This window comes from Sporosarcina sp. ANT_H38 (assembly GCF_008369195.1).
In the GTDB taxonomy this organism is placed as follows: Bacteria; Bacillota; Bacilli; order Bacillales_A; family Planococcaceae; genus Sporosarcina.
Map to the genome: position 1 here is coordinate 91,467 of NZ_VOBC01000005.1, position 21,805 is coordinate 113,271.

22 protein-coding genes and 1 riboswitch are annotated in these 21,805 nt (G+C 40.8%); of the genes, 8 read left to right on the forward strand and 14 right to left on the reverse strand.

Annotated features, from left to right (window positions below; genetic code table 11):
• Positions 1 to 244: 244 nt before the first annotated feature.
• From map to FQ087_RS20445, 3 genes are all read right to left on the reverse strand, one after another.
• The gene (gene map / locus FQ087_RS20440) at positions 245 to 991 is read right to left on the reverse strand and encodes a type I methionyl aminopeptidase (protein ID WP_149582447.1); all 747 of its coding nucleotides are present in this window, start codon (positions 989 to 991) and stop codon (positions 245 to 247) included.
• Between the two features lie 107 nt (positions 992 to 1,098).
• Positions 1,099 to 1,215: a hypothetical protein gene (locus tag FQ087_RS23200; protein ID WP_255452478.1), complete on the reverse strand. Its 117-nt coding sequence runs from the start codon at positions 1,213 to 1,215 to the stop codon at positions 1,099 to 1,101.
• A gap of 63 nt (positions 1,216 to 1,278) precedes the next feature.
• Positions 1,279 to 1,620: a magnetosome magnetite crystal formation protein family gene (locus tag FQ087_RS20445; protein WP_149582448.1), complete on the reverse strand. Its 342-nt coding sequence runs from the start codon at positions 1,618 to 1,620 to the stop codon at positions 1,279 to 1,281.
• Positions 1,621 to 1,726: 106 nt separating this feature from the next.
• Positions 1,727 to 1,829: riboswitch (TPP riboswitch) on the forward strand.
• Positions 1,830 to 1,910: 81 nt separating this feature from the next.
• On the opposite strand from FQ087_RS20445, the gene thiT reads away from it, so the two are divergent.
• Positions 1,911 to 2,468, forward strand: a complete 558-nt coding sequence (gene thiT, locus FQ087_RS20450; protein WP_149582449.1) for an energy-coupled thiamine transporter ThiT — start codon at positions 1,911 to 1,913, stop codon at positions 2,466 to 2,468.
• Between the two features lie 39 nt (positions 2,469 to 2,507).
• Here thiT and FQ087_RS20455 read toward each other — a convergent pair whose 3' ends face one another.
• A complete protein-coding gene (locus FQ087_RS20455) occupies positions 2,508 to 3,239 on the reverse strand; it encodes a tryptophan-rich sensory protein (protein ID WP_149582450.1) in 732 nt (243 codons plus the stop codon).
• A gap of 160 nt (positions 3,240 to 3,399) precedes the next feature.
• Here FQ087_RS20455 and FQ087_RS20460 point away from each other — a divergent pair, with 160 nt between their 5' ends.
• Together FQ087_RS20460 and FQ087_RS20465 are read left to right on the forward strand one after the other, a co-directional pair.
• Positions 3,400 to 5,202: a M3 family oligoendopeptidase gene (locus tag FQ087_RS20460; RefSeq protein ID WP_149582451.1), complete on the forward strand. Its 1,803-nt coding sequence runs from the start codon at positions 3,400 to 3,402 to the stop codon at positions 5,200 to 5,202.
• 7 nt (positions 5,203 to 5,209) lie between these two features.
• Positions 5,210 to 5,755, forward strand: a complete 546-nt coding sequence (locus tag FQ087_RS20465; protein ID WP_149582452.1) for a GNAT family N-acetyltransferase — start codon at positions 5,210 to 5,212, stop codon at positions 5,753 to 5,755.
• A gap of 100 nt (positions 5,756 to 5,855) precedes the next feature.
• On the opposite strand, the gene FQ087_RS20470 is transcribed toward FQ087_RS20465, so the two are convergent.
• The 3 genes from FQ087_RS20470 to FQ087_RS20475 all read right to left on the reverse strand — a co-directional run bounded on the left by FQ087_RS20470 (position 5,856) and on the right by FQ087_RS20475 (position 7,992).
• Positions 5,856 to 6,431 carry a beta-class carbonic anhydrase gene (locus tag FQ087_RS20470; protein WP_149582453.1) on the reverse strand — a complete coding sequence of 192 codons (576 nt, stop codon included), beginning with the start codon at positions 6,429 to 6,431 and terminating at the stop codon, positions 5,856 to 5,858.
• A 79-nt stretch (positions 6,432 to 6,510) separates the two neighbouring features.
• Entirely contained in the window at positions 6,511 to 6,651 is a 141-nt protein-coding gene (locus FQ087_RS22625) for a hypothetical protein (RefSeq protein ID WP_188006836.1), read from the reverse strand.
• Positions 6,652 to 6,759: 108 nt separating this feature from the next.
• Positions 6,760 to 7,992: an aminopeptidase gene (locus tag FQ087_RS20475; RefSeq protein ID WP_149582454.1), complete on the reverse strand. Its 1,233-nt coding sequence runs from the start codon at positions 7,990 to 7,992 to the stop codon at positions 6,760 to 6,762.
• A 185-nt stretch (positions 7,993 to 8,177) separates the two neighbouring features.
• Here FQ087_RS20475 and motA point away from each other — a divergent pair, with 185 nt between their 5' ends.
• Positions 8,178 to 8,993, forward strand: coding sequence for a flagellar motor stator protein MotA (gene motA / locus FQ087_RS20480; protein WP_149582455.1), 816 nt, complete (start codon positions 8,178 to 8,180; stop codon positions 8,991 to 8,993).
• Entirely contained in the window at positions 8,977 to 9,735 is a 759-nt protein-coding gene (gene motB, locus FQ087_RS20485; RefSeq protein WP_149582456.1) for a flagellar motor protein MotB, read from the forward strand. Before motA ends, motB begins: the two co-directional genes overlap by 17 nt.
• Before the next feature lie 56 nt (positions 9,736 to 9,791).
• On the opposite strand, the gene FQ087_RS20490 is transcribed toward motB, so the two are convergent.
• Complete coding sequence (locus FQ087_RS20490) at positions 9,792 to 10,013, reverse strand: DUF1128 domain-containing protein (RefSeq protein WP_149582457.1); 222 nt, start codon at positions 10,011 to 10,013, stop codon at positions 9,792 to 9,794.
• A 75-nt stretch (positions 10,014 to 10,088) separates the two neighbouring features.
• Complete coding sequence (locus FQ087_RS20495) at positions 10,089 to 11,447, reverse strand: alanine/glycine:cation symporter family protein (RefSeq protein WP_149582458.1); 1,359 nt, start codon at positions 11,445 to 11,447, stop codon at positions 10,089 to 10,091.
• Positions 11,448 to 11,671: 224 nt separating this feature from the next.
• Between FQ087_RS20495 and FQ087_RS20500 the strand changes: the two genes are divergently transcribed.
• Together FQ087_RS20500 and FQ087_RS20505 are read left to right on the forward strand one after the other, a co-directional pair.
• Positions 11,672 to 12,052, forward strand: coding sequence for a YtxH domain-containing protein (locus tag FQ087_RS20500; protein WP_149582459.1), 381 nt, complete (start codon positions 11,672 to 11,674; stop codon positions 12,050 to 12,052).
• Between the two features lie 26 nt (positions 12,053 to 12,078).
• On the forward strand, positions 12,079 to 13,068 hold the full coding sequence (locus FQ087_RS20505; protein ID WP_255452479.1) for a YihY/virulence factor BrkB family protein: 990 nt from the start codon (positions 12,079 to 12,081) through the stop codon (positions 13,066 to 13,068).
• A 935-nt stretch (positions 13,069 to 14,003) separates the two neighbouring features.
• On the opposite strand, the gene FQ087_RS20515 is transcribed toward FQ087_RS20505, so the two are convergent.
• The 3 genes from FQ087_RS20515 to FQ087_RS20525 all read right to left on the reverse strand — a co-directional run bounded on the left by FQ087_RS20515 (position 14,004) and on the right by FQ087_RS20525 (position 17,989).
• On the reverse strand, positions 14,004 to 15,908 hold the full coding sequence (locus FQ087_RS20515; RefSeq protein WP_149582461.1) for a heavy metal translocating P-type ATPase: 1,905 nt from the start codon (positions 15,906 to 15,908) through the stop codon (positions 14,004 to 14,006).
• A gap of 331 nt (positions 15,909 to 16,239) precedes the next feature.
• Positions 16,240 to 17,781 (reverse strand): fumarate hydratase, encoded by a 1,542-nt coding sequence (locus FQ087_RS20520; RefSeq protein WP_304624775.1) that lies wholly within the window; start codon positions 17,779 to 17,781, stop codon positions 16,240 to 16,242.
• 28 nt (positions 17,782 to 17,809) lie between these two features.
• Positions 17,810 to 17,989 carry an SE1561 family protein gene (locus tag FQ087_RS20525; RefSeq protein ID WP_149582462.1) on the reverse strand — a complete coding sequence of 60 codons (180 nt, stop codon included), beginning with the start codon at positions 17,987 to 17,989 and terminating at the stop codon, positions 17,810 to 17,812.
• A 577-nt stretch (positions 17,990 to 18,566) separates the two neighbouring features.
• Between FQ087_RS20525 and FQ087_RS20530 the strand changes: the two genes are divergently transcribed.
• Positions 18,567 to 19,745, forward strand: a complete 1,179-nt coding sequence (locus FQ087_RS20530) for an MFS transporter (protein ID WP_149582463.1) — start codon at positions 18,567 to 18,569, stop codon at positions 19,743 to 19,745.
• A 206-nt stretch (positions 19,746 to 19,951) separates the two neighbouring features.
• On the opposite strand, the gene FQ087_RS20535 is transcribed toward FQ087_RS20530, so the two are convergent.
• On the reverse strand, positions 19,952 to 20,755 hold the full coding sequence (locus FQ087_RS20535) for a polysaccharide deacetylase family protein (protein WP_149582464.1): 804 nt from the start codon (positions 20,753 to 20,755) through the stop codon (positions 19,952 to 19,954).
• A gap of 48 nt (positions 20,756 to 20,803) precedes the next feature.
• Positions 20,804 to 21,712 carry a TIGR01777 family oxidoreductase gene (locus tag FQ087_RS20540; protein ID WP_149582465.1) on the reverse strand — a complete coding sequence of 303 codons (909 nt, stop codon included), beginning with the start codon at positions 21,710 to 21,712 and terminating at the stop codon, positions 20,804 to 20,806.
• Between the last annotated feature and the right edge of the window lie 93 nt (positions 21,713 to 21,805).

Here is a 21,805-nt window from a genome sequence, read left to right on the forward strand (position 1 = left end):
TAACCGAAGCCCTAAGACTTGTTGGCTTAGCTGCTTGGCTTAAAGGTGGAAGGCATCCCTCTAGCGCTGTAGTAATTTGAATAGAGATCTTTATTGCAACCTGTATAGAAAATAATTAAAAGAGCTGCCCTGGAATCCAAGTAGATCGGATTTCCAGGGACAGCCCTTTTTTAAAAGAAAAAAGGTATGATTTTTTCAGCATGGAACAATGTCTAGCTCCCGGCGCATTGCGCTTTTCTCATTATTATAGTTGTGTCAAAATAATTGGTTCGCCTTTTGTGACGATAATTGTATGCTCGATTTGAGCTACAAGAGATTTGTCTGGTGTGATGAACGTCCAGCCATCTCCTGATTCGATGATATGCTCCGCCTTTTCAGAGATGAACGGTTCAACTGCGAGAACCATTCCTTCTTTTAAAAGCGTCTTATCCCAAGCATCATAATAGTTGAGTACATGTGATGGTTCTTCGTGTAACGCTTTGCCAATACCATGGCCAGTCAAGTTTTTGATCACTTTCAAGCCGTTTTCTTTGGCCTCACGTTCGACTGCTTTGCCAATTTGGTTTAAACTAGCACCTGCTTTAACCTTCGTCATTGCTCGTTCAAAAGCACTTTTTGCCACATCGCATAATTGTTGTTTCTTGTCGTCGTGTGTACCAACGACAAAAGAAATACCTGTATCAGCAAAATAACCATTATAGGATCCGGAGACATCAATATTAACTAGATCTCCGTCTTCAATGATTCGTGAACCCGGCATGCCGTGGGCAACCTCACTATTGACGCTGATGCATGTAAAACCTGGAAAATCGTATTCTGCGATTGGTGCTGAAATCGCACCTTTTTCTTCGAATAGTCGTCCTCCGATATCATCTATTTCTTTTGTAGTTTTACCGGGGATAGTTGCTTCTTTCATTGCGTCCCTAATTTCAGCAACGATTTTCCCAATCTTTTTTAACGCTTCAATTTCATGTTCAGTTTTTGCGATCATTATGGACAAATCCCTTCTTCCGTTCATTCATTTCCATACCATACTATATCATAATGAGCTGAACAAAAAAGCCTGCAAACTTAAAAAAACGTTGGCAGACTGTCAAGTTATTTTCTTGAGATTGTTGAGCTGGTTGTTTTTTTTTCTTTCATTACTTTGCGAACAATCGGATAGACGATAGGCGCAAATTTAATAGCGGTTTTTAATAACTTTCCAATATTCATTAAGTTTCACTCCTAAACAATTCATTTATTACTTATTTCCCGAAATGTGGATTTTATAAACATTCATCTCAATACTTTGATACCTTGAAACACATTCCAAATAAGAATGGCCAAAAGAAGTAGTCCATAGATAAGCATGAATAAGAAAGGTGTTAGTTGCCAAAAACCAAAGTTGCCACCCATCATTCCATTCATGTTGTTGGTATAGGAAAACATTGAAAAAGAAAAAATGATTAATCCTGCAATAAGAAGTATAACAGGAACAAGATGTGAAACGAAAGAACGTTTGGCATGATGTTTTACTTCACGGTCACCCGAAACAAAATAAACGATGACGGGTACCAGCAAAGGTGAGAAGAAGACGCTAAAATAGCACAGGGCAGCTAGTAATTTACTGTTCGACATTTGGATTCCTCCATTTTACTTAACTATATAGGAAAATTACCATCCTTGTTAATCATCTTGCTTAAAGAATGGCCATCTTATACAATGTACTAGACAACTAAATAACTGGAACCACAGGGGGAGCCTATTTTGGCTGAGATTGGACAAGTCGTCCTGACCCTTAGAACCTGTAAGATTATTCTTGCGTAGGAATGTGGATGGAAACTGACATATTCGATGTCCCATCTATATTAGGGATGTCTTTTTTTGTGCCCACATCCTTCGCTAAACTAGTAGGGGGAGGAATTAGTATGAATCGGAAAAGACTTCAATTTTTACTTGAAGTGGCTATTTTAGGTGCGATTTCATTTATGCTTGATCAGATTGGTTTTAAAATGCCACAAGGCGGGTCTGTTACACTTTCGATGTTGCCAATTGTTATCATGGCATTCCGCAGGGGAGTTATTGGGGGAATGCTAACTGGCTTTGTTAGTGGGTTATTGCAACTGATGATGGGTGGGTATGTCTTAAATGTGATACAAGCAGCGCTCGATTACTTCGTGGCTTACACGCTCGTAGGGGTGGCAGGCGTCACGCTTGCATGGCTGTTAAGCGGTAGAGCGAAAGGTGATAAAGGCTCAATGGTAAGGGCTATCGTAGTAGGTACAGTTATCGGGGGCCTTCTTCGATACCTAATCCACTTCATCGGTGGAATCGTTTTCTTTGCATCCTCAGCACCAGAGGGACAACCTGTATGGCTTTATTCACTCGTATACAATGGAAGTTACATGATTCCTTCAGTACTATTATCAGCAATTGTTGCATCATTAATATTCACTACAGCACCGCGTCTCCTAGAACGCAAATGAAAAATCGCTGTCCTGCCCAATTTGGGAGGACGGCGATTTTTATTTGAATGTGAGTAATTTTCTTCTGAAGAATATGAATCCTGCTATTGTAGCTGCAAGAAATAGGGCTGCGGCAGAAACGAATAATTCATCTGCACCGTTTTTTACAGTGATACCAATAAATGCCCATATGAAGACCGCGCTAAACGCTATATCCGCATAATGGTATAAAAAATGAAGTGCGATAGCGGTCGCTATAGTTAAGTAGATAACAGTCCATAAAGGATCACTTAGCCCCCAGCCAGACCACTCATGCAACGTAAGGACGTAGCTGATGTTCGCAATGGTCGCCACAAAAGTCCATCCTAGATAGACAGCAATAGGAATTCTACCATAAAATTGATTTTCCAGATTAGGATAGGTGAAATAAAGGGTCAATAATGTTATAAGAAGCGCTAGAATAACAATAATTGTCCATCCGAAAAAGCCAAAATGCCAGAGCAGAATCCAAGCGATATTAAATAGGCAGCTGAACACAAACAAAACTACCCTCCGATTGAACAAAGCATGTTTAACCTTTCCTTTGTTGCGCATAAAGCTGTAAAGCCAGATAGAGACAAGCAGATAAATAACTGCCCAAATTGAAAAAACATAATCTGCAGGTGTAAATAGCACCGGTAAACTATTTGAGATTTCTCCGGTCGTTTTTCCATTGATAGGTATAATATTTGCAGCTGCATTGACAAGAACGACCACAATGAGCGAAAAAGTCATAATCATAAGTTTAAACATATTTAAATCCTCCTACTCAATAGTATACATATGAAAGGTGGAGCCTGCGAACGAAAGTATGAACCTTCCGTCACAATTGCTGTATTTCGCATACCGAATATTCATGTTATAATCAAGAAGTGTTTTTAGAAAATTTTGAATGAATTGAGGGGGAATTATAGTGACGCAAAAAACGTATTCAGAAACATGGGATCTAGATGTATTTTTTAAAGGAGGAAGTGGTTCAATTGAACTGCGGACTCATTTAGATGGTGTAATAGAAAAGCTTGGCTCATTAGAAGAAACGGCTTCTGCATTTGAAGTTCCTCAATCAGCTGGTATGTCAAAAGAAGTTTTGGACCTTATTGAATCACTAAAAGATGTTGCACTTAACATGTCACAGGCGGGTGCCGTTATCGGTTGTTTCCTGGCGGCTGACACAACAGATAAAAAAGCACTGCAACTGCAAGGGGAAATTGGTTCAGTTGTTGCACGTTTCTCGACAGTCGGTCTTAAAATCCAGCAGACGCTAGCGAAAGCAGATGAAGATACATGGAATGGACTAATGGAATCAGGTGAATTGAAGGAATTTTCATTTGTTCTGAACGAGTGGCGTGAAGAGGTCAGCTTGAAACTGTCCGAAGAAGAAGAGAGTTTGATCACGTCACTAAGCGTAGACGGCTATCATGGTTGGGGACAGTTATACGACATGCTCGTTAATGATATTAAAATCAAAATCGAACTGGACGGAGAGGAAAAGGAACTTTCCGTTGGACAGGCAAATAACCTAAGTTCGCATGAGAATGCAGATGTGCGAAAGCGTTCATTCGAAGCATTGGAAGAAGCTTGGGAAGGGAAAGAAGACTTTTTCGCATCTGCATTAAATCATATTGCCGGCTTTAGGCTAGAAGTATACAAAAAACGTGGATGGGATTCTGTATTGAAAGAGCCGCTTCTCCGAAATAGAATGAGCCAAGAGACGCTCGATGCAATGTGGGGAGCAATTGGTGTAAATAAAGCACCATTTGTAGAATACTTGAACGTCAAGGCGAGAATGCTAGGTACTGACAAGCTGAACTGGTATGACACGGATGCACCAGTTACAGCATCGACCAAAAAGATGTCGTATCAAGAAGGGGCAGAATTCATCCTGAAACATTTTGGAGAATTTGGCCCGGAACTAGAAGAATTTTCTCGTCAGGCGTTTGAAGAGGGCTGGATTGAGGCGGAAGATCGTCCGAACAAACGTCCAGGCGGTTTCTGTACAGGTATGCCTGTATCCGAGCAATCCCGTATATTCATGACTTACAGCGGAACAATGTCGAATGTTGCAACACTTGCCCATGAACTTGGTCACGCGTTCCATTCTTATGCACTGCGTCCAGTCCATTGGATGAACCGTCAATACGCAATGGGAGTAGCTGAAACGGCATCAACATTCGCAGAGATGATTGTCGCGGATGCTGCGGTTAAAGCAGCTGAAACAAAGGATGAGAAAATTGCCCTGCTAGAAGATAAAATTCAGCGCAGTGTTGCATTTTTTATGAATATCCATTCTAGATTCCTTTTTGAAACAAGGTTCTATGAAGAACGTAAAAGTGGAATCGTGCCCGCTGCAAGATTGAATGAGTTAATGGCAGAAGCGCAGAAAGAAGCTTATGGGGATGCTCTTGATACGGTCCATCCGCACTTCTGGGCGTCGAAACTCCATTTCTACATTACAGGCGTGCAATTCTACAACTTCCCGTACACGTTCGGATATTTGTTCTCCCTTAGTATTTATGCAAAAGCATTGGAAGATGGCGAAGGATTTGAACAGAAATATATGGCGCTTTTACGGGACACTGCGGTTATGAGTGTCGAAGACCTTGCGATGAAGCATCTAGGTGAGGATATTACGAAACAAGATTTTTGGGCAAAAGGCGTAGCACTATGCGTAAAAGATGTTGAGGAGTTCTTGGAACTTACTTTGGTAAAAGGGTGAATATAAATTGATTTTGCTTGAAGGGCAAACTTGTTATTTGCGAATATTGATAGAGGATGATGCTTTTAGCTTCACGGAATTGCTAACTGCAAATAAAGAATACTGGTCTATTTTCGAACCGCGGCATGAGAGTAGCTATTTTGCTGTTGCTGTACAGAGGGAGAAAATAAGGGAGTCGAACTATCAGATGAGGGACCGAAGGGAATACAACTTCGGTATCTTCGAAACTGCTACAAGTAGGCTAATTGGGCATATCTCGCTTTACAGCATTAAACGATTGCCATTTTCCAGCGGTTTCGTCGGCTATTCAATCGATAAGCATGAAACTGGTAAGGGGATAGGCACGGAAGCAGTTCGTCTTGTTACCCAGTTTGCTTTCGAGAAAGTTGCCTTACATCGGGTAGAGGCCTATGTTTCTCCCCGTAATGGCGGATCGTTAAGATTACTGGAGAAGGCAGGGTATTTCCAAGAGGGATTGTTACGGAAACTCCTTTATATTAATGGTGTCTGGGAAGACCATTATATCTACGCTATCGTGGAAGGCGATTTTTGAAAGGGCAAGATTTTCTTGAAAAGAATAGTAGCTAAAATAAAAAACCGGTTCCTGTAAAAAGGAATCGGCTTTTGTTTATTTCCCAGGAAATAAGTCGAATTTATTTTGTGGAATTATATTTGTATCCATCTACGATGATATCGAGCTTCCCAGTATCAGGATGGACGACAAGTCCGTGGACGGAAACTTTTTTATCCATAAGGGGATGATTACGAACAGCATCAACACTCATCTTGACGCTTTCAGTCACATCACCAAAACCATGGAGCCAATCTTCCATATCGACACCGGAGTATTTTAGCGTTTTGAGAATGTTTTCATCAATCCCACGATCAACCATCTTTTCTATGATTCGACCGGTATCGACTGAACTCATTCCACAATCATGATGGCCAACTACATAAATTTCATCAGCCTGTAATTCATAAACTGCTACTAGTAGGCTTCTCATAATACCGCCAAATGGGTGTGAGACTAGTGCACCGGCACTTTTAATAATCTTCGCATCGCCATTCTTTAAGTTCATCGCCTTAGGTAATAATTCAGTCAGTCTTGTATCCATACATGTCAAAATTACAATTCGCTTGTCGGGAAACTTTGTTGTTGCGTACTGTTCATATTGTTTTTCACCCACAAATGTATCATTAAAATCAAGGATCTCTGAAAGAATTGTCATCGTATACTCCTATTCTGCAAGCTTTTATTTATCATGCCAGATGATATGTAAAGAGAAAAGAGTTGCCTGTAGGCAACTCTTAGAATTTTATTTCTGGTTTTGGATCGATTGTTGTAGAATCAGCAGTGATCATGGCTGAAGAAAGAAAGTGCATTGTGAATGTTGCTGCTATACCTAAGCAAACCGTAAAACCTATAACTGTAGCGAACATTAAGCCCATATATATGACCCCTCTCTACATTGTGATTTCAGAACTATCTTTAGTATACAGTAAAAACCCAAATTGTTTAAGGGTTTCATGAAATGTTTTAAGTAATTGTGACGAATATTAGAAAGTCCAGTTGCCCCCACGGAACACAGGTTCAGAAGAGCCATCGTCTTTGATGCCATCAATATCCATTTCCTCAGAGCCAACCATGAAGTCTACATGAGTGATGCTTTGGTTCAAACCGTGTTTTTCTAAATCCTCTCGTGCCATCGTTTTGCCACCTTCTAAACAAAATGAATATGCGCTTCCGAGAGCAAAGTGATTAGAGGCATTTTCATCGAACAATGTATTATAGAAGAGTAGACCCGATTGTGAAATCGGGGAATCGTGTGGGACGAGTGCGACTTCACCGAGATGTTTTGCACCTTCATCTGTATCTATTAGACGTTGTAAAACTTCTCCGCCTTGTTCAGCTGAAACTTCAGTTACACGTCCATCTTTAAATGTTATTTTGAAGTTATCGATAATGTTTCCGCCGTAGCTTAACGGTTTTGTGCTTGATACATAGCCGTTGACACCGGTTTTCAAAGGAACAGTGAATACTTCTTCAGTCGGCATATTCGCCATAAAAGTGTGACCTTTCTCATTGATGCTGCCGGCTCCGCACCACAAGTGACCTTCAGGTAATTCAACGATTAGGTCAGTACCGGGCGCTGTGTAGTGAAGTTTGCGGTACCTTTTGTTATTCAGGTAATCGACTTTGGCATGCAAATTTTTGTCATGATTAACCCATTCTTGTATAGGATGTTGTTTGTCTGTACGTACTGCTTTAAAAATGGCTGTCCAAAGTGCTGATACTTGCTCTTCTTCCGTAAGTTCAGGGAACACTTTTGCTGCCCACGCTTTAGAAGGGACTGCGATTACAGTCCAGCTAATTTTATCAGACTGTACATACTGACGATATTTGTCGAGTGCCTGTCCAGCAGCTTTTTGAGTATCAGCAATACGAGACTGCTCGATCCCTTTTAACAAGTCTGGACTTTGGGAAACGATGCTCATGAATGCAGCACCTTTTTCTGCAAGCTGTTCACGCTCCATTACTTTCCACTCAGGAAATTCAGCAAAAGAATCAGTCGGTGCTTTTTCATAACGTAGTCTGGAAACAATATCGTCGGACCAATCGACAAACACTTGACGTGCACCTGCATCATAAGCTTTTTCGGTTATAAGACGAACAAATTCCATTGCTTCTGTTGAAGCATTGATATATAGATATTGGTTAGGTTGAATATTGACACCTACCTGTACTGCGAGTTCAGCATAGCGGGATAGTTGTTTTTCGAAAGTAGACATGAATAATTACTCCTTCCTTTATCTTCTATTAATAGTACCAATTTATTGTCCTGACCTGCAACGTTGAATTTATGATAAATTGTGACAGAATGAATTGTATCGAATATTTTTTACTTCTGTTCACCTAAAGAATAGGCTGAAGATGCCGAAATAAGAAGAAGAATGGAATATTTGGAGGGTCACCTATGGATTTATCAACAGTAATTGGTCTAGTACTAGGTTTTGTCGCACTTCTTGTCGGTATGACGATGAAAGGCGTCCCAGTGGATAGCCTATTTAATGTCGCAGCTATACTAATAATAATTGTAGGAACGGTTGCAGCTGTCGTCATTGCATTTCCGATGAATGAGTTAAAACGTGTACCTAAACTATTTGGTGTGCTTTTTAAAGAACAGAAACTTGCTTCCGATGCCGATATTATCCGTATGTTTTCAAGTTGGGCTGATATTGCACGACGTGAAGGATTATTATCGCTTGAGGCAAAAACTGACGAAATTAATGATCCGTTTTTGAAAAATGGTTTGGGTCTCGCAATTGATGGACAAAATGCCGATTATATTCGTGATGTGTTAAGTGAAGAAGTGGAAGCTATGGAAGATAGGCATTCTGCGGGAGCACAAATATTCTCACAAGCGGGGACTTACGCACCGACACTGGGCGTACTGGGAGCAGTGGTAGGTCTTATCGCAGCACTTGGAAATTTGAATGATATCGATGCACTTGGTCATGCGATTTCAGCAGCTTTTATTGCGACATTGCTTGGTATTTTTACTGGATATGTGCTTTGGCATCCATTTGCGAATAAATTAAAACGTAAATCGCACGAAGAGGTAAGGCAAAAGAAAATGATGATTGAAGGGGTCCTTTCGGTTCTTGAAGGGGAGGCACCACGCGTTATTGAGCAGAAACTTTCTTCATATCTGTCTGCGGAAGAACGCCGAAAGCTAGCCGTAATAAACAATGGCGATAAGGGGGCGGGAGAGTTTGTCGAAGAGACGTAAGAGAAAAAAGGATAATAACCATATAGATGAGTCCTGGCTATTGCCATACTCCGACCTTATGACTCTTCTTCTCGCCTTATTTATCGTCCTGTTTGCCTCAAGTTCAGTAGATGAAGCTAAACTTAAACAGATGTCAGCAGTATTCGGTGAAATATTTGATAGTGGGCAGGGCGTGATGGATAATGCAGGACCTTCAGTTGTGCCTATACCGAAAGACTCCATTGGGACTAATGAGGAAAACTCATCCTACTTGGAAGATCAGAAATCCCTTAGTGAGATTCAGGAGCGGGTAGATGAATATATTGCTGTAAATGAATTGGAAAATCAATTCGAAACGAAAATGACGGACGAAGGTTTGATGGTTACGATTAGGGATAGTATCCTATTTAGTCCAGGTATGGCGGATATCAAGCCTGAGTATAAAGGGATTGCAGATGATATTGCAGAACTTCTTGTTTTTGACCCACCCCGTCATATCGTTGTCACTGGTCACACGGATAATATTCCTATTAAAAATGCTCAGTTCCAATCTAACTGGGAACTTAGTGTGATGAGAGCTGTGAATTTCTTGAAAAGTATTGTGAAAAATGAAGAAATCAATCCACTTTTATTCAGTGCAAAAGGGTACGGTGAGTTCCAACCACTCGAATCAAATGCAACAGCTGAGGGACGAAGTAAGAACCGTCGGGTAGAAGTACTTATCCAACCACTCGTACTAAAAGATGGAACTGCATTTGAATGAAATTCAAAAAAAGATTCACCGGTAAACTCATACCGGTGAATCTCTTTTTAGATTACTTAACTTCTTAGCGTACCGAGTTCAGCTGCAATTGCCTGCATTTCATTCGGTGTAATAGTAGTACGTTTCATGACCATTTTGTACATGTAGTGCAAGTCATCATATTTAGTGGTACTAAAATTCTCCGGGTTCATAGCGGCTGAATTAACCATACGAAGTTTTTCTGTGATTTTGTCAATCATATAAGAAATATTTTCTGGTGTCGGGTTAGATAAATCCATAGTATTGTCCACCTTTCGATAAGCTTTGGACCTATCATTTCATTATTCTCCCGGACTGTCAAATCGAATAGGAGATCAGCCTCGTTTAGCGGCTTCTCTTTCCTCTTTAAGTTTTGCATTGAACCGTTTTGTTTCAAAGACGATGACCCCAGATAACCCAAGCAGCCCAATTAAGTTCGGTATTGCCATGAGTCCGTTCATCACGTCAGCGAATAACCAAACAGCATCAAGAGTCGCTGTAGCACCTACAAAGATGACTGCGATAAATACGACACGGTAGTAGATTAGAACTTTAGGATTTGGGAATAGGTATTGGAAACACTTCTCTCCATAATAAGCCCAACCGAAAATTGTTGATGTAGCAAAGAATATCAATCCAATTGCAACAACAATTGGTCCCGCACCACCAAGGAACTCACCGAACGCGGCAGCTGTGAGCGAGCCGGCTTCAATGCTCTTGTCTTTCCACATGCCAGACATGACGATTGTCACACCGGTGATTGAACAGATAACTAGAGTGTCGAATAATACTTGTGTCATAGAAACGAGTGCTTGACGACCTGGTAAGTCAGTTCTGGCCGCAGCAGCAGCAATCGGAGCAGATCCAAGACCTGCTTCATTAGAAAAGAGACCACGTGCTACCCCGAAACGGATCGCCGCACCGATTGCTCCCCCAACAGCCGCTTCACCGGTAAATGCAAATTTGAATATAGTTGCAAAAGCCTCTGGAATAAGGTTGATGTTCATAATCATTACTATTAAACCGGCGATTAAATAAAAACCCGCCATTACAGGAACGAAAAATGATGTAACTTTACCAATCGTTTTTATCCCGCCAATAATAACCATTCCGCCTAGAACAACAAGAACGATTCCTGTAATCCAATGTGGGACACTAAACGTTGAGTTCAAGACATCGGCAACTGCTTTCGATTGTGTTCCGTTACCAATACCAAACGCTGCGATTGCACCGAAGATGGCGAACAAAACGCCGAGCCATTTCATTTTTAGACCGTGTTCAAGATAGTACATTGGCCCTCCAGCCATTTGTCCATTAGCATCCTTGACGCGATATTTAACTGCGAGAATTGCTTCTCCATATTTTGTAGCCATCCCGAAGAATCCGGCCATCCACATCCAGAACACTGCTCCTGGTCCGCCGAAATAAATGGCTGTCGCAACTCCGACTATATTCCCTACACCGACTGTGGCGGCCATTGCTGTCATCAGTGCCTGGAAGTGGGAAATATCGCCTTCTGATGTTTTATCCTGATTTTTAGAGAAAACGAGTTTTAATGCATAAGGTAACATACGTACTTGAATAAGTCCTAGTCTTACTGTTAAAAAGATACCCGTTCCGACAAGAAGGATAAGCAAAGGCGGTCCCCAAATAAATCCGCTAGCCTTATCTAAAAAAGCTGTTAATCCATCCATACCATTACCCCCAATTATGTTGTTATACGTGCAACCTTAAACACCCCTAATTTGAATAAACCTCACATCCTCTCAGTCTCTCTATTTCGCCATCCTTATTGTTAATATTCCGAAATTTCACAGCTTTCGTCAAGCTTTATTTTAAAAGTCTGACATATAGTTTGACTTTCCTACTTCTGGGGTATAATTCTCTATACGAAAGAGATTGAATTGGAGGGCTTTTTATGAGTAATAGCAAATTTGGTACATTTATTATTGTGGGTGCACTTACAGGTGCGGTTGTAAGTATGTTTGATCGGAGTACTCGAAAACATATAGTAAGGAAATCAACTACTTGTATAAGGGAAACGAAGTATTATGTGAAAAATCCCGATGTGCTCAAATGGAAATTAGATGAAAAGAAAGAAAAGTATAAGTCTGTCTTCGAGCAGCTATCAGGTGATGTATCATACATTAAAGCTCAGGTAGAGGAGTTAAAAACACTCACGCCGCAAGTGAAAGGTCTAGTCATGGATACGAAGGATACATTTGTTGAGTCAAAAGATGAATACAAGTCAATTGTAAGTGAAACGCCTTTACAGGTGAAAACTGACTTGGAAAAGTAAACAGTATTGAAAGGGGTGACGAAAGTTTGAAGAATAATGAACGATCAGCACCTATGCCAATTCAAGAAGACAAATCTAAGAAGAAAGTAGATGGCTTTATGGCAGATTCTGCAGCCATGAAGTTTTTCGATGATGTAAAAGAAGGCGGGCTTGAGGAATTTGACGTCACGACAACAAACGGTTTTTTGAAAGAACTTCTTGTCCGGATAAAGAAAGTCGATATAACGGGTCTTGGCTCGCAACTCGCCTTCTTTTTCCTTTTGTCTCTTTTTCCTCTATTAATCTTTATAATGACGTTGCTACCTTACTTAAACTTTAACCAAGCTGAAGTATTCTTATTGATACGAGATTATGCACCTGAGAGCGTTGCTATGCTAATCGAGGACACATTAAACGAAATCTTGAAAAACCGTAATGGTGGCTTACTATCAATTGGTGCACTTGCAACGGTGTGGTCAGCATCTAAAGGCATGAATGCACTTACGAAAGCTTTGAATCGATCTTATTTTACGGAAGAATCACGTTCGTTCATCATAGCCCGCGGTATGTCGGTTGTCTTTACTGTCATGCTAATTGCTGTACTGGTAGTGGCATTAGTATTACCGGTGTTCGGACAACAAATTGGAGTTCTTGCATTCTCTTACATGGGGTTGGAGGAAGGTTTCCTTACTTTATGGAATGGTTTACGTTGGATAGTACCGCCCGTACTTATTTTCTTTGTATTTTCACTTATCTATTGGCTAGTACCTAATTTGAAAATCCGATTTAAAAGTGTATTACCTGGGGCACTATTTGCGACAGTTGGTTGGATTATAACATCTCTTGGATTCTCCTTCTATGTTGGTAGCTATGGTAATTATTCGAGTACTTATGGAAGTATTGGAGCAATTATTGTATTAATGATGTGGCTATACTTCTCTGCGATTATTCTGATGCTTGGTGGTCAGCTTAATGCCGTCACGTTGGAGAGAACTCAGTTGATGAAAGCTAAAGCAAAAAGCAATGCAGTCATGTAACATGATGCATTGCTTTTGTTCTATAAAAAGGCGCCTTTGCTGGTTATTACTGGGCGTCTATTTCATCAATACAGTTTGTAAGGAAGTTATTGACGATTATACCGAACAGCTTCAAATTTCAACTGATTTAGGTTTGCGAGTAGGTCATAAAACCGAAGAGTCTTTTTTCTTTGGCTATAATACGTATATTGCGATGTATGATTAATTATAGCGCATGGAGACTGAAACAGTGCTCGGGGATACAGATTACTCCACTACCCCCTTGTATAGTTGCGCTTTTGGATTACTTTGGATTGAATGACTTCTATTACGATTACCGAGATGGCTGGATGTGTAGGGATGCGACTTTGTCGCATCCCTACACATTTTTTTCGTTAATCGTATGGTTGTCCTTCATCCGTCGTGCTCCAAAAGCATAAGTACACAGAGTGCTGAAGCTTTTTGAGACGAAAGAATAGCTGGCTTCTTACCTAGAGAAAAGCCGCCAAAGATGCAATTTTGGCGGCTGATACTTTCTCTATGGTTTTTCTTATTTATATTAAAGAAGTGTCAATATCTATATGGCATCACATGATTAGATGCATAATCTTTGCTAAAAGAAAGCAAGGAACACATTGTACAACGTACAAGAGTGCCCGAAATTGCATCTTCGGGCACTTACACTCTTCATAGAATGTCATCTATTTTTCACTTGAACATTGTAGGAACCCGACAGGCAACTATTCACAACAGGAATGCTGAAAAAAGTGTGGCTAGAAGTGACTCCGTCACTTCTAGCCACACTAGGCCCCCCTCAGAAAATCTGTCATGAATAGTTAGCTGAAAGCGGTCCGAAAATAGTCCAGTAAAAATGGAGGTTATTAAGCCCTACTCACTAGATTTTCATGTGAATAAATGATTATTTAACAGACGTGATAGTTAATAATATTAATGGCTTATTCAATGCGATTAAGCATCCTGAGACCGTTTAAAATGACAAGGATAGTGCTACCTTCGTGGCCAATAACGCCAAGTGGCAGATCAACGACTTGCAGGAAGTTTGAAACAATCAAAACCATGATGACTGAAATGGAGAAGAAGACATTTTGTTTTACAATTCGTTGCATTTTACGAGATAGCTTGATGGCGTAAGAGATACGTCTCAAGTCATTTTGCATTAGAACGATATCTGCGGTTTCAAGTGCAACATCGGTACCTTCGCCCATTGCGATACCTGATGTTGCAGTAGCAAGTGCAGGTGCATCGTTGATCCCATCTCCGACCATTCCTACATTTTTGTACTCAACAAGGAGATGTTTCAAGTGATTAACTTTCATTTCAGGCAGACATTCTGCAACGAATGAATCGAGCCCGGCTTCTTTTGCTATAGCTGCAGCCGTTTTTTCATTATCACCTGTTAGCATGATTGTTAAAATACCTGCTTGCTTTAACTGACTTATTGCCTCGACAGCTTCAGAGCGCAATGTATCTCTTAGTGCCGCGGCAGCAATAATTCCCTTATCGTCTTTCATGAAGATTATTGTTTTACCTTCATCAGCTAGGGATAGGGCGATGCCTTGCTGAAACGCTTCTGCCAATTCTTTTCCGACAAAACGGGGGTTTCCTACGAGTAGTTCTCGTTTATTTACTAATGCTCGGATACCGTGCCCGGGTACATCTTCAATCTGAAGATTGCGTTCTAAAGTGATACCTTTTTCGAGCGCGTAATTAGTAATCGCAATAGCAAGCGGGTGATTCGATTCAGACTCGATACTTGCAAGTACCGCTAGCGTTTCAGTTGGGTCTGTGTCTTCTCGTACATAGAAGTCTGTCACAACGGGTTTACCATTCGTTAGTGTACCAGTTTTATCAAATGCAATTGCTTTGAGTGAACCCAAATGTTCTAGATGAACACCGCCTTTGAATAAAACACCTTTTCTTGCTCCGTTAGAGGCTGCGGCGAGTGTCGCTGGCATAATAGATGCGACTAATGCGCATGGGGAGGCAACGACGAGCAGGACAATAGCACGATAGATTGTAGTCGTCCAATCCCAACCGAAAAAATAATGAGGTAGAACCATCATAATAAGCACCATGATGATAACGGCTTTTACATAAGTTCCTTCAAAACGTTCGATAAATTGCTGTGAAGGTGATTTCTCACTCTGTGCACTTTGAACAAGTGTAATAATTTTTTGGAAAAGTGTTTCAGAACTAGGCTTTGTCATTCTTATTTTGATAGAACCGCTCAAATTGACTGTCCCGGCGAATAGTTCGTCACCAATTGCTTTTGTGACAGGAAGTGATTCGCCATTAATGGCAGACATATCGATGGAGGTAGTACCAAAAGTGATACTTCCGTCGACAGGGACCCTTTCGCCTGGTTTGACGAGTAGAATGGATCCAATCCTTAGGGAAGTAGTTGACACTTTGATAGTAGTCCCATCAGCTTGAATAAGCCACGCCTCTTCAGGCTGTAATTCCATAAGTGCTGAAATTTCCTTATGGCTTTTATTTAATGTATAGGTTTCAAGCGCACCACTGAGTGCAAAGATGAAAATTAGGACTGACCCTTCCGCCCAGTACCCTATTAATGCTGAGCCGATTGCCGCGAAAACCATTAGCATTTCAACATTCAGTTCTTTGTTATTAATTGTTTCTTCAATACCTTCCTTCGCTTTAGCGAACCCACCTATTAAAAAGGCGCTGATATAAAGGGGAGCAGAAAGGGTATCCAATCCGTTCTTACCAGCCATCCAAGCTGTAAGAATTAGTGTGCCTGACAGAATCACAGCAATCAATTCAAGATATACTGGCCAATCTATAGACGTTTTAGGCTGTTGTTCAGTGAGAGTAGTCATAGTTTTTTCCTCCTAATTGATAATGATAGTCAATTTCAAATGGTTCGTTAAAGTATGAAAGTCGGTTCCCATTGTTGGGAACCGACTAAATTCAATAGATGATAATTTATATCAGTTAATAATAATTATCGTTAATAATTTATAGTATATCCAAACGGAAAAGAAATAGATACTACTTTGTATTGAAGGTTGGGGGTTGAGGGAGTTAGAAGTGAGTGAGGTTTGTCGTAGAGTGCCCACTAGTTCACTTTACTTCACAAAATATGGATCTACTGATTATAAAAAAGCAGCTTATGCCGGGAATTAACCCGACATAAGCTGCTTTAATCAATTAGCTAAATACTTTCTCTTTAAACTGTCCGAGTTTTTCAAGAGAAGACTTGTCGACATCGGCGTGCAAGCTGTTACCATGCGAGTCCATCGTAACAACTGCGGTAAAATCTTTAACGCGCAGATGCCACATTGCTTCAGGTATACCGAATTGAAGAAGGTCAACACCTTCGACTTTTTTAATGCAATCGGCATAATACTGTGCTGCGCCACCGATTGCGTTCAAGTAGACGCCACCGTGTTCTTCGAGAGCGGCAAGAGTTTTCGGACCCATTCCACCTTTGCCTATGACAGCGCGAACCCCGAACTTTTTCATAATGTCGCCTTGATACGGTTCTTCACGGGCCGATGTTGTAGGTCCTGCAGCTTTGATTTCATAACTGCCATCTTCATTTTTCATGACTACGGGGCCACAATGATAAATGATTTGTCCATTAAGGTCGATAGGTGAGTCATTTTCTGATAAATATTTATGGATTGCATCACGCCCTGTATACATCATTCCGCTGATTTTGACGACATCGCCGACATTTAAATCACGAATCTGTTCTTCGGAAATCGGAGCTGTGAGCTCGACAGTGCGTGCAGATTGTTTTACTTCATCTTTCTTTGCATCATCTTCGGTGAAAGCAATTTTTTCACCGTCATTGTAATGCCAGTTCGTTATTTCACCAGAACTAGCATCGATATCGACAGCCATTCGGCGGTATGCCCAACAGTTATAAGCTACAGAAACATAGAAGCTTGCGGGGATCCGATGCATGACACCGATTTTGCAACCAAGTAAAGTAACTTCGCCTCCGAAGCCCATTGTCCCTATGCCGAGTTTGTTTGCTGATTCCAGGATATACTCTTCAAGTTCTGAAAGTTTTGGATTTGGATTCAAATCATCGACGTTACGGAAAAGCTGGTCTTTCGCAAGTTCATAACCTGAAGCGCGGTCTCCGCCGATTCCAACGCCGATGAAGCCTGCTGAACAACCTTGTCCTTGAGCTTGATAAACGGAGTGTAAAATACATTTACGGATACCATCAAGATCACGTCCTGCACGGCCAAGCCCATCGAGCTCTGCTGGCAGGCTATATTGAATGTTTTTATTTTCACAGCCGCCGCCTTTTAAAATAAGTTTCACTTCAATATGATCTTGTTCCCATTGTTCAAATTTTACGACTGGGACACCTGTACCGAGGTTGTCTCCACTATTATCACCTGTTAGCGAGTCGACAGAGTTCGGACGAAGTTTAGTGTCTTTTGTAGCTTGAACAATCGCGCGCTTAATCGCCGCTTTGATTTCAATCTGATTTACTCCGACTGGTGTTTTTATCTTGAACGTTGGCATGCCGGTATCCTGGCAGATGGGTGACATTTTCTCGTCAGCCATATTGATGTTTTTGGCAATTGTATCAAGACTCATCGCAGCTCGTGTGCCAGCGTCTTCAGACTCTCTGGCCGCCAGGATTTTTCGTCTCACGTCTTTAGGTAGGTTCGTCGATGTTTCACAAATGAGATCATACATGCTTTTTTCAATTTGTTCTATGTACATTCTCGATTTCCCCCAGTGGCATAGACTATTATTTATCTGATTTTATTTTTCCCATCTGTTCTTCAAGGTCGTCTAACAAGCTTATTAGCTGGTCAATTTCCTGTAGGTCTGCAGTTTCGGGTTCAATTGTTTCAAGTGTTTCGAGAAATTGATGAAGCCGTGTTTTTAATCCCTCAACATGTCCGTTATTTTGTGTAGTATTGTCCAATCCGTACACCTCTTTTCATTAGTATAATCGTAAACGAAAAAACGAAATTTATCAATGAAGGGGAATAGAACTTCTTATTAAATTGAATATTCTCGTTAACATAATCTTTACAATATAAAATCTATATGTTATGATTCATTTAATTAAACGAAAGGGAGGATGGCAGAAGGGCAATCAAAACGAAAACTAAGGAGGTTGAGAACTTTAATAGTAAAAAGTTAAGCTCAACTATGTAGGGGTCGTTGTACCAAAAGTTAGTGATTTGCAATTGAAGTTTCAAATCAAATGGAGACAGCATCAGTGATAGCTGAACAAAATTTTTAGAAGGGTAGCGAGAATAGGGTAAAGTCGAAGTGAAGAAAATTAAGAAGGAGGGGATTCGTAAGTGTCCGCTGGCAATATGCCAAGAGACGAATACGACTTATGCAGATAGAAAGTGAAGGTTCAATTCATACGTAAAGGCTCAGCCGTAATCTGACAATCAGATATGGACTGGGCCTTTATATTTTTTTGCGTTATCACCGTTTACTTGTGCTAAAATCATGCAATGATCTACAAGGCGGGGAGTGGAAGGAATATGGACACTTTTTCACAAATAGAGAAGAGACGGTTTTGGATACTTGTTATTATTGTATCTATTTCTGGATTTTCACAAGGAATGCTGTTGCCACTTATTTCGGCTATCTTCGAAAGAGATGGTGTTACGAGTTCGATGAATGGTTTGAATGCCACGGCTTTATACATAGGAACATTACTTGTTTCACCGTTCATGGAGGCACCACTTCGTCGTTTTGGTTATAAGCCGATTATTATTTTGGGGGGCATGCTTGTTTTTATATCATTGATGCTGTTCCCATTATGGAAAAGTGTTGTATTTTGGTACGTGCTGAGGTTATTAATTGGTATCGGGGATCACGCACTTCATTTTTCAACTCAAACATGGATTACAAGTTTCTCACCGCAACAAAGGTTAGGACGCAATATTGCGATTTACGGATTGTCATTCGGAGTTGGATTTGCGGCAGGTCCATTGTTTGCTCCACTTGTTAATGTATTCGAAGGCTTACCGTTTATTGTATCGGGGATGCTGTGCATGCTTGCATGGTCACTTGTCTTCATGTTGAAAAATGATTTCCCGGATATTATTAAAGGGAAGTCTGGTAATGAACGATTTTTCGCTCGATTCAAAAGAACAATGGCCGTTGCTTGGCTTGCTTTCCTCGGACCATTTGGATACGGTTTTCTTGAGTCAACGCTTAATGCGATGTATCCAGTGTATGCACTCAGAAGCGGAGTCGAATTTACGTCTGTAACGATTATTCTCGCCTCGTTTTCTATTGGGGGTATTATTTCACAGTTACCTTTAGGGATGTTATCAGACAAGATAGGAAGAAGCCCGGTCTTTCTCGTAGCACTGGGAGGCGGATCCATCTCATTTTTCATTGCAAGCACTGTTGAAACATCTATACCTGCTGTTATGACTATGTTTTTCATTGCGGGACTTTTTTCTGGATCGATTTTTTCACTCGGTATATCGTATATGTCCGATTTGACACCGAAGCATCTGTTGCCGACCGGGAACCTGCTATGTGGAATTTTCTTTAGCCTAGGCAGTTTGACGGGACCCTTTCTAGGTGGTCTTTTTCTTGAGCTTGATGCAGGCTTCAGTTTTCTTGTTTTGATTTCACTGTTTTTGGCTGTATTGTTCATCATATCAATTATTGGCAAGATGAAACAGAGCCAGGCTTTAGCATAATAAAAAGCGTCCATTCAGCGGACGCTTTTGTTCTTTTCAAGGAAATTACTAAGTCTCGTACTGTGGATAAGTTGTAAACTAGAGATTTTACCTCTAGACTCCAACGCCTAGTCACTGGGCCAACGGGATGTAGGTCATGCAGCTGGGAGGGATTGAACTACATCCCTCCTTGTTGCCACGGGAAGAGGCGCATTGCGCTTTTCTTATTACCTCAAAATCGAGTTAACATTTTCATATTCCAAAACAAGATCATCAAGCGTTTGGAAAGTGTAACCCGCTTTCTTGGCGTCTTGGATAAAGGATGGTAAAGCTTGTGCATTATCAGGTGAAACCGTGTGCATTAAAATAACAGCACCGGGATGAAGTTGGTTCATCAGTTCATTGTAAGCAAAGTCACGGCCTTTAGGTTTATCGGCGTACCAGTCGATGAATGCGACTGACCAAAATATATGCCTGTATCCGAGTTCGTTACCTTTGGCGAGGACTTTATCATTGAATACGCCTTCAGGAGGCCTTGTGTAGTATGTTCGTTTGAGTCCAGTTACTTCATTCAACAGCGTGTCAAATTTGGTCCATTCTTCTTCCATTCTCTGTTCAGATACATTGGCCAGATTCGGGTGTCCATACGTGTGGTTGCCGATTCCATGACCTTCCGCAATCATTCTTTTTACGAGTGGCAAGGCACTTTTTAAATAATGTCCCGTGAGAAAGAAAGTTGCTGGAGCATCTTCTTTTTTCAATGTATCCAAAATACTTTCGGTATAACCGTTTTCATAGCCGTTATCAAACGTCAAATAGACAATCTTTTCGTCTGGCTTTCCTTTATAAATGGCTCCATGTTTATCAAGCATTGAGTCGAGTGCATCACCAGCATTAGGCTGGTTTCCCCCTGTAGCTTTCTTGAAGCCCCAATGAAATTCATCCGCTTTGGCGGAAAATGGATTAAAAACAAATCCAATCATTACGATAAAAGTCGCCAATAAAATACCTGGACCATGTTTTTTTATCATCAAAAACGCACCTTTCCTTTTAGGGTAGGATGCGCAGATGAAGTCGAACTATACGTCTTTATTATACAAATCATTCAGTGCTGACTCTAGTGTCGGATAATGAAATTTAAAGCCGTTGTCTAGTAATTTTTCTGGTAAGACATGTTGACCTTCTAAAACGAGCGCGCTTTTTTTACCAAGTACTATTTTCATTGCGAATGAAGGTACTGGAATCCAGTGTGGTCTATTTAACACTGAACCGATTGTTTTACCAAAGTATTTCATTCGTTTTGGAAATGGTGATGTGACGTTTACAGGTCCGTATAAACTTGTATTGTCGAGTGCAAATGCGATTCCACGCGTGACATCTTTTATATGCACCCAAGACACCCGCTGATTGCCTGTTCCAACAGTTCCGCCTGCAAATAATTTGTACGGTAACACCATAAGTGGCAACGCACCTCCGTCAAGTCCGAGTATGACTCCGAACCTCATGAAAACGACACGTATGCCTTCAGATTCTACTGATGCCGCCTTCTTCTCCCAGTCCATTACAGTCCGACCAAGAAAGTCGTCCGCATAGTCTTGGGATTCTTCTGTATAGACATTGTCTTCTGATGCGCGGTAGATACCAATTGCACTGGCGTTGATAAGTACAGCTGGCTTTGTTTGTAAAGCAGAGATGATTCGCAGCAATTCATCGGTCGCTTCCATTCGGCTAGCATAAATTTGATTACGATGCTTAGTGGTCCAACGCCCTTTATTGATGGACACGCCGGCAAGGTTGATAAAGGCATCAGCGGAATTAATCTCATTTTCCGGAAAAATGCCTTTCTGAAGCCATTTGACGTATTTTATATTGCCATCAATCTTACTTTCTTTCCTAGATAAAATTATAATTTCATGTCCTTCATTCAATAAAGTATCCGTTAATTTCTGTCCGACGAAACCTGACCCACCTGCAATGACGATTTTCATTTTCAGACACCCCCATTAGGATTCTATACCCTATAATGAAACCAATTAAGCTGAAGCACAAGGACGGAACATGTATACTAAATAGAAAGCAGA

Coding starts and splice junctions, on each gene's coding strand:
- FQ087_RS20515 (WP_149582461.1), bottom strand. CDS start 15,908: ATGACTACTCTCACTGAACAACAGCCTAAAACGTCTATAGATTGGCCA.
- FQ087_RS20520 (WP_304624775.1), bottom strand. CDS start 17,781: ATGTACATAGAACAAATTGAAAAAAGCATGTATGATCTCATTTGTGAA.
- FQ087_RS20540 (WP_149582465.1), bottom strand. CDS start 21,712: ATGAAAATCGTCATTGCAGGTGGGTCAGGTTTCGTCGGACAGAAATTA.
- FQ087_RS20500 (WP_149582459.1), top strand. CDS start 11,672: ATGAGTAATAGCAAATTTGGTACATTTATTATTGTGGGTGCACTTACA.
- FQ087_RS20475 (WP_149582454.1), bottom strand. CDS start 7,992: ATGTCTACTTTCGAAAAACAACTATCCCGCTATGCTGAACTCGCAGTA.
- map (WP_149582447.1), bottom strand. CDS start 991: ATGATCGCAAAAACTGAACATGAAATTGAAGCGTTAAAAAAGATTGGG.
- FQ087_RS23200 (WP_255452478.1), bottom strand. CDS start 1,215: ATGAATATTGGAAAGTTATTAAAAACCGCTATTAAATTTGCGCCTATC.
- motA (WP_149582455.1), top strand. CDS start 8,178: ATGGATTTATCAACAGTAATTGGTCTAGTACTAGGTTTTGTCGCACTT.
- thiT (WP_149582449.1), top strand. CDS start 1,911: ATGAATCGGAAAAGACTTCAATTTTTACTTGAAGTGGCTATTTTAGGT.
- FQ087_RS20495 (WP_149582458.1), bottom strand. CDS start 11,447: ATGGATGGATTAACAGCTTTTTTAGATAAGGCTAGCGGATTTATTTGG.
- FQ087_RS20470 (WP_149582453.1), bottom strand. CDS start 6,431: ATGACAATTCTTTCAGAGATCCTTGATTTTAATGATACATTTGTGGGT.
- FQ087_RS22625 (WP_188006836.1), bottom strand. CDS start 6,651: ATGGGCTTAATGTTCGCTACAGTTATAGGTTTTACGGTTTGCTTAGGT.
- FQ087_RS20445 (WP_149582448.1), bottom strand. CDS start 1,620: ATGTCGAACAGTAAATTACTAGCTGCCCTGTGCTATTTTAGCGTCTTC.
- FQ087_RS20530 (WP_149582463.1), top strand. CDS start 18,567: ATGGACACTTTTTCACAAATAGAGAAGAGACGGTTTTGGATACTTGTT.
- FQ087_RS20455 (WP_149582450.1), bottom strand. CDS start 3,239: ATGTTTAAACTTATGATTATGACTTTTTCGCTCATTGTGGTCGTTCTT.
- FQ087_RS20490 (WP_149582457.1), bottom strand. CDS start 10,013: ATGGATTTATCTAACCCGACACCAGAAAATATTTCTTATATGATTGAC.
- FQ087_RS20535 (WP_149582464.1), bottom strand. CDS start 20,755: ATGATAAAAAAACATGGTCCAGGTATTTTATTGGCGACTTTTATCGTA.